The following is a 6,292-nucleotide window of genomic DNA, read 5'->3' on the forward strand; positions in this document are numbered from 1 at the left end:
TTCACTTGCCTTCTGCTACATCCCGCTCGAACAGCTGCAAAAGCATATCGTTCGGACCTTTGAAGAATGCCAGACGAATGCCACCGGCGCCTGCATCGAAGGGTTCTTTCTCGATTGGCGCACCCTTATCCTTCAGGTTTTGGGTACTTGCATCCACGCTGTCAACCCTGAAGGAGATGTGGTGAAAGCCTTCTTCTGCTTCCATTGATTTTTTGGGCATCAGTTCCAAGATCATGTCGCCGGCTTTCAGAAAAACATAGTCTTCATCGTCCTCGACCGGGAATCGTTCAATAACTTCCAATCCAAGTGTTTCGGTATAAAATTTGACAGTCCCTTCGACATCATCGGTGACAAGGGCTATCTTGTGGATCTTATGGATCATCCGGGGTCTCCTTCTGTGTATTGATGGTGAATATTGTTGGGTGTTGATTTGACTCTTGTACGGTAGGTTTTATTCAGGAAAGACAAATGGATTTTGAGGTGGGATATATTATTTGAAGTGTTTTATGATTTAGTAGTAAGATGTCAAACGTAAAACGCAAGGCACGAGTCCTTAACGTTTTACGTTTGACGCATTATTTGTGCTAGCTAGGATGCAGCACTCTCAATCGCTCGACGGGTGTAGACTTGCGCCAAGTTCTGGCGATACGCCTGACTTGCGTGGATATCCTCCAACGCAGTTATTCCGTCAGCCGCTCTCGCAGCAGCGGCAGCGATGTTATCGGCGGTCAGTGCCGATCCTGTTAGCGCAGACTCGACGCCCGACGCCCGATACGGGGCATCCGAAACACCGGTAATACCAACCGAAACGCTCTGACAGGTATCTCCAGATTTCGTTAAGACGACAGCCACACCGGTGAGGGCAAATCCTGATGCGACTTGGTGCAGCTTCAGGTATGTCCCTGTGGTGTTTGCATCTGGGATCGACACATGAATTGCTGTAAGAATTTCATCATCTCCGAGGTCTGTCTCGTACAGTCCCTGGAAGAAATCGGTTGCTTTGACAGTCCGTTCGCCGTTGGGACCGGCGATCTGGAGATCGGCATCAAGCGCGAGAATCGTCGCGGGCCAATCAGCAGCTGGATCCGCATGTGCAAGACTGCCGCCGATCGTGCCTTTGTTGCGCACCTGCACATCGCCAATTTCGGCAGCGGTCTGTGCAAGCAGCGGCACCTTCTGCTGAACCAGATCTGAACTTTCCAATTCATGATGCGTTGTCAGCGCACCGATAGCCAATTTTCCACCAGACTCAGAGATCCCTTTCAACCCACCGATGCGTCCAATATCGATGATAACCGCTGGCTCTGCCAAACGTAATTTCATCGTTGGGATCAGGCTATGTCCACCAGCTAGCACCTTCGCATCGTCTCCATGTTCCTGCAAGAGTGACAACGCTTCATCAAGTGCTGTTGGTGCAAAGTATTCAAAACTTCCCGGAATCATTCGTTATTTCCTCCTTCCGTCATTCGAGCATAACTTTCCACCCCCATTTCTCCCCCGCTAGCGGGGGAGAAATGGGGGGACGGAAAATTATATTAACCCTTCGCATCTTGGATTGCCTGCCACACACGATTCGGCGTCAGTGGCATTTCGATATCCTTCACTCCAAATGGTGATAAAGCGTCCACAACGGCATTGACCATACACGGCGTTGAGCCAATCGTCCCGGCTTCACCGACCCCTTTGACCCCCATCGGATTGACAGGTGAAGGAGTCACCGTATGATCTGTTTCAAAGTGGGGCACCTGCGTCGCTTTGGGAACGGCATAGTCCATTAATGAGCCGGTTAAAAGCTGCCCACTCTCATCATAGACTGCGCCTTCGTACAGTGCCTGCCCCAAACCTTGTGCAATGCCACCATGTACCTGTCCCGCAACAACTAACGGATTGATGATATTGCCGATATCGTCTACGCATACATATCGCTGAATATCAATCTCACCGGTATCGGCGTCAACCTCGACCACTGCGATGTGGGCACCGAATGGATAGGTGAAGTTCGACGGTTCAAAGAAATGCGTGGCTTCGAGTCCAGGTGTCGTGTCGGGTGGCAGATTCTTGGCGACGTGTGCTTCTAAGGCAATCGCCGCGAAATCAATTGATTGATCCGGTGAACCTTCGACAAAAATCTGTCCTTCTCCAAAGACAAGGTCATCGGGGTTGGCTTCCATCAGATGCGCTGCGAACTTTGCCATCTTCTCCTTCACCTGACCCGCAGCGATAACCATCGCGGTTCCACCAACAGCCGTCGCTCGACTACCAAAGGTGCCGATACCGTAAGGCTGCCTTCCGGTGTCCCCATGGATGACTATGACATCGTCAATATCGACGCCAAACTCATCGGCAATCATTTGCGCGAAAGTGGTCTCTTGTCCCTGACCGTGTGGCGAAACACCAGTCAACACCGTAATCTTGCCAGTCGGTTCGACCCGAACGGTGCTGCTTTCCCAACCGCCGGCGGGCATCGCTATGGAAGGTCCCATCCCACAGATCTCTGCATAGGTGGAGATACCAATTCCCATGTATCTACCCTGCTCACGGAGTTGTGCCTGCTGCGCTCGCAAGCCATCATAGTCGACAATTCCCAATGCCTTGTTGAAGCTTTCTTGGTAATTACCGCTGTCGTAGATAATTCCAGTTGGGATTTCAAGCGGGAATTCAGTCGGCTGCGGGAAGTTTTTGAACCGGATATCTTTCGCATCCATCCCTACCGCTGCCGCCGCTAAATCAACCATGCGCTCAATGATGTAAGTCGCTTCGGGGCGCCCCGCACCGCGATACGCATCCGTCGCCATCTTGTTCGTTAAGACGCCGACCAGTTCGATCTCGACATTCGGAATCTTGTAACAGCCGACAATCATGAGGTTTGTCAACGTGGGAATAAGCGGCGTGAGCAGTTGATAGGATGCCCCAAGGTCCGCAAGAATTTTCGCACGAATCCCAGTGATTGTCCCATCGTTGTTGACCGCGACATCCACGTAGTTGACTTGATCTCTTCCATGGATTGTTGTCGTGAAGTTCTCAGTCCGCTTCTCCGTCCATTTCACCGGTTTGCGCAACTGTATCGCCAAATATGAGACAACGACCTCTTCGGGGTAGACATTCAACTTGCTTCCGAAACCGCCGCCAACTTCCGGGGCGATGACGCGAACTTTCTGTTCCGGTACGTTCACGATCTGCGTTGATGACCAGACGGTTAGGGTGCCTTCGCCCGGTAGGTATTCGGCTAATACACCGCGCGTTTCCATCGCATTTGGAACTAGACGCTGATTCACGAAACGCTGAGATACGACATGATCTGCTTCCGCGAAAGCTGCATCCGCATCCCCTGCCTCTAGCGGCATTTCAAAACCGATATTGTCGCCGAAGTCATCGTAAATCAACGGTGAATCCGCCTCGATCGCCTTATCAAGATCGGTGACAGCGGGCAGCTCTTCATAATCAACTTCAATCAGGTCCAACGCATCTCTGGCAATATATGCATCCGTTGCTACAACCGCAGCGACTGCCTCCCCAACGAACCGGACACGCCCTACTGCGAGCGCGGGGTGATCTGGAACCTTGAGGTCTGGAATCTCAGCGCCACAAGGGATGCCCCCAACGTCCCCTAAGTCTTCAGCGGTAATCACCGTGACGACGCCGGGCAATTCTTTCGCTGCTGATGTGTCAATGCTGTTAATGGCTGCGTGTGCATAGTCGCTGCGCAAAAATGCGCAGTGAAGGGTGCCCACCAGTTTAATGTCGTCGACATAATGGGATAACCCTTGGATTAGCCGCGGATCTTCGCGCCGCTTAATCGGGGCACCTATCATCCGAGTCGGTGCTGCTATTGTCGCCATAGTATAAGTCCTCCTATTTGCGTCCTATATCTCGCTTGTTAGCCCTGCATCTGCTCCGCAGCGTGTTGAACCGCCTCAACGATATGCTGATAGCCAGTGCAGCGGCAGAGATTTCCTTCCAACCCGTGCCGAATCTCGTCTTCCGTTGGGTTGGAATTCCGCGAGAGCAACTGATGAGCAGCCATAATCATACCGGGTGTGCAGAAACCACACTGCAAGCCGTGACGTTCCCAGAAACCCTCTTGGATGGGATGGAGATCTCCATTTTGCGCCAAGCCTTCGATGGTTGTAATTTCCGCGCCATCCGCCTGAACTGCCAGCATTGTACACGATTTAACTGCTTGTCCGTTGATTGAAACCGTACAAGCACCACACAGGCTCGTTTCACAACCGACGTGTGAACCGGTCAAACCAACGACATCTCGGATATAATGAACCAAAAGCAGCCGTGGCTCAACTTCGTGTGTGTGCGCCTCTCCATTGATTGTTGTATGAATGACTTTCTTAGACAAGGGTATTGCCTCCTTTTAGACATCTCGCCCCCGATGGGACGGACGAAAATCTTACTTTCCTCTTTGAATTAAGCGGCATTATATCAGAATCGGTTTTTTACTGCAACAAAAAAAGGGAAGATTCTTGTACTAGGAAACCGACGGGAAAACCAACCTTGTTTGGAGGTTTTTTCTTGGCTTTTCTACTGTTTGCAAAAAAGTAACAAAATGATAAAATAAACCTGATTTTTTTACACGGATTGTCTTAGTGAATTGGGATTATTATAGTGAAACCTATCAATAAAAAAGGGGGTTGATATGGAAAAGCTAGGATCACTCATCAGGCGCGCACAAGATGGTGATTTGGACGCCTACGGTAGGATTGTTCAACAGTTCCAAGACATGGCAGTGGGCTATGCCTACTCCATCTTAGGGGATTTCCATCTGGCTGAAGATGCCGTACAAGAGGCGTTCATTGAGGCATATCCGATCATTTCAAAGGTCTACGGTCCCGTTGCTTTTCCGGGCTGGTTCCGGCGAATTATCTTCAAACACTGTAATCGTTTGACACGCGGGAAGCGCGACGAACTTATGCCCCTGGAAACGATGATCGAGATACCTTCAAGCAGGAGAGATCCAGCGGATGAGATCGAGGAACAGGAGACAAAATCCCTCGTGTTGGCTGCGGTTGACGCATTGCCGGAGAACCAGCGTCAGGCCACAACGCTCTTCTATATCAGCGGTTTTTCACAGAAACAGATTGCAGACTTCCTAGAGGTGCCGGTGACAACAGTTGACAATCGCCTCCGTGCCTCAAGGAAGAGGCTAAAAGCAACCTTACAGTCTGAAAGGATGATTATGATGTTAAAAGATACACTTCATGAAAACGCTCCCTCACGTGACGATTCGCTTGTCAATGCAGTCGGGATCTGCAATGCGGCGCAGGCAGGAAATCTGCAACAGGTTCAGGAAATTCTTGCTATCAAGCCGGAGTTGGCAACCCAAGATATTGCTTCAAATAATGAGCATCAGCCTATCCATCTCGCAGCAGAGGAAGGTCATGCCGAAATCGTGCGCGTACTACTAGAAGCAGGCGCAGACCCACTCAAGGGAATATATCCTCACCGAGAAGCCACCAGTGCGCTGACAATGGCGACAGACCGTAGGCATACCGCCGTCGTTGAGGTCATTGAGACGTGGCTCAGTGAACAACGGGGGACGACACCGAAGGGCGAAGCCTTAACCCGTGCTGCAGCGGACGGCGATATCGAACAGATCCATCCTTTGCTCAACGAAGACGGGGGGCTTATCAATGCAACCGATAAAGGTGGGAAAACTGTGCTTTTCAAAGCGATAGAGCGGGGAGTTGCTAGACCGGGGTGCCGATATTGATCATCGAGCTGCGGACGGCAGCCGGCCAATCCACCACTGTCTCGCACACAGTTGGAAGGTGCCAGATGAGATGTACAAAACCTACGCCATCCTCGCAGGTGCCTTACTTGCACGCGGTGCGACGTACGACCTCTGGGTTGCCTGCGGTGTCGGCGATGTTGAAAGCGCAAAGCGGTTCATTGACGCCTGCGAGGATAATACCCAGCTATGCAAAAGCAAGGAGCCGTTCTGGGGTGACTATGATAACCCGTTGGTTGTTGCCTGTTTTCAAGGACATACAGAAATTGTGCGATTGTTAATTGACGCTGGAGCAGATCCAGATTCGCCGTTCGAGATTGATGTTGCCGGTGAACAGGTAAAACAGTGGGGACATCCGCTCTGGCTTGCAGCGAATCGTGGGCATTACGATGTAGTAAAATTACTAATTGAAAGTGGAGCAAATCCAAACACGGCGGTCTACGCGTCCGGTAACGCTGTCTGCTGGGCGTATCAATATGGGCACAAGCGCATCGCAGATCTCATGTTTCAGCACGGCGCGGTCGCCGATCTGTTGAGCTACTGTCTGACAAA

General features: G+C 51.2%; 6 protein-coding genes. 2 read left to right on the plus strand and 4 right to left on the minus strand.

Features of this window, described 5'->3' with window-relative positions:
• Position 1: 1 nt before the first annotated feature.
• From J4G02_06980 to J4G02_06995, 4 genes are all read right to left on the minus strand, one after another.
• Positions 2 to 382 (minus strand): VOC family protein, encoded by a 381-nt coding sequence (locus J4G02_06980; protein MCE2394320.1) that lies wholly within the window; start codon positions 380 to 382, stop codon positions 2 to 4.
• Between the two features lie 206 nt (positions 383 to 588).
• Positions 589 to 1,443 carry a xanthine dehydrogenase family protein subunit M gene (locus tag J4G02_06985; protein MCE2394321.1) on the minus strand — a complete coding sequence of 285 codons (855 nt, stop codon included), beginning with the start codon at positions 1,441 to 1,443 and terminating at the stop codon, positions 589 to 591.
• Between the two features lie 92 nt (positions 1,444 to 1,535).
• Positions 1,536 to 3,839, minus strand: coding sequence for a molybdopterin-dependent oxidoreductase (locus J4G02_06990; protein MCE2394322.1), 2,304 nt, complete (start codon positions 3,837 to 3,839; stop codon positions 1,536 to 1,538).
• Positions 3,840 to 3,877: 38 nt separating this feature from the next.
• Complete coding sequence (locus J4G02_06995; protein MCE2394323.1) at positions 3,878 to 4,351, minus strand: (2Fe-2S)-binding protein; 474 nt, start codon at positions 4,349 to 4,351, stop codon at positions 3,878 to 3,880.
• A gap of 297 nt (positions 4,352 to 4,648) precedes the next feature.
• On the opposite strand from J4G02_06995, the gene J4G02_07000 reads away from it, so the two are divergent.
• Together J4G02_07000 and J4G02_07005 are read left to right on the plus strand one after the other, a co-directional pair.
• A complete protein-coding gene (locus J4G02_07000; protein MCE2394324.1) occupies positions 4,649 to 5,722 on the plus strand; it encodes a sigma-70 family RNA polymerase sigma factor in 1,074 nt (357 codons plus the stop codon).
• Positions 5,697 to 6,292: ankyrin repeat domain-containing protein (locus J4G02_07005; protein ID MCE2394325.1), on the plus strand; the 596-nt coding region annotated here is incomplete at its 3' end. The genes J4G02_07000 and J4G02_07005, both read left to right, overlap by 26 nt.

The organism is Candidatus Poribacteria bacterium (genome assembly GCA_021295755.1).
Lineage (GTDB): Bacteria > Poribacteria > WGA-4E > WGA-4E > PCPOR2b > PCPOR2b.

Coding starts and splice junctions, on each gene's coding strand:
- J4G02_06990 (MCE2394322.1), bottom strand. CDS start 3,839: ATGGCGACAATAGCAGCACCGACTCGGATGATAGGTGCCCCGATTAAG.
- J4G02_06985 (MCE2394321.1), bottom strand. CDS start 1,443: ATGATTCCGGGAAGTTTTGAATACTTTGCACCAACAGCACTTGATGAA.
- J4G02_07000 (MCE2394324.1), top strand. CDS start 4,649: ATGGAAAAGCTAGGATCACTCATCAGGCGCGCACAAGATGGTGATTTG.
- J4G02_06980 (MCE2394320.1), bottom strand. CDS start 382: ATGATCCATAAGATCCACAAGATAGCCCTTGTCACCGATGATGTCGAA.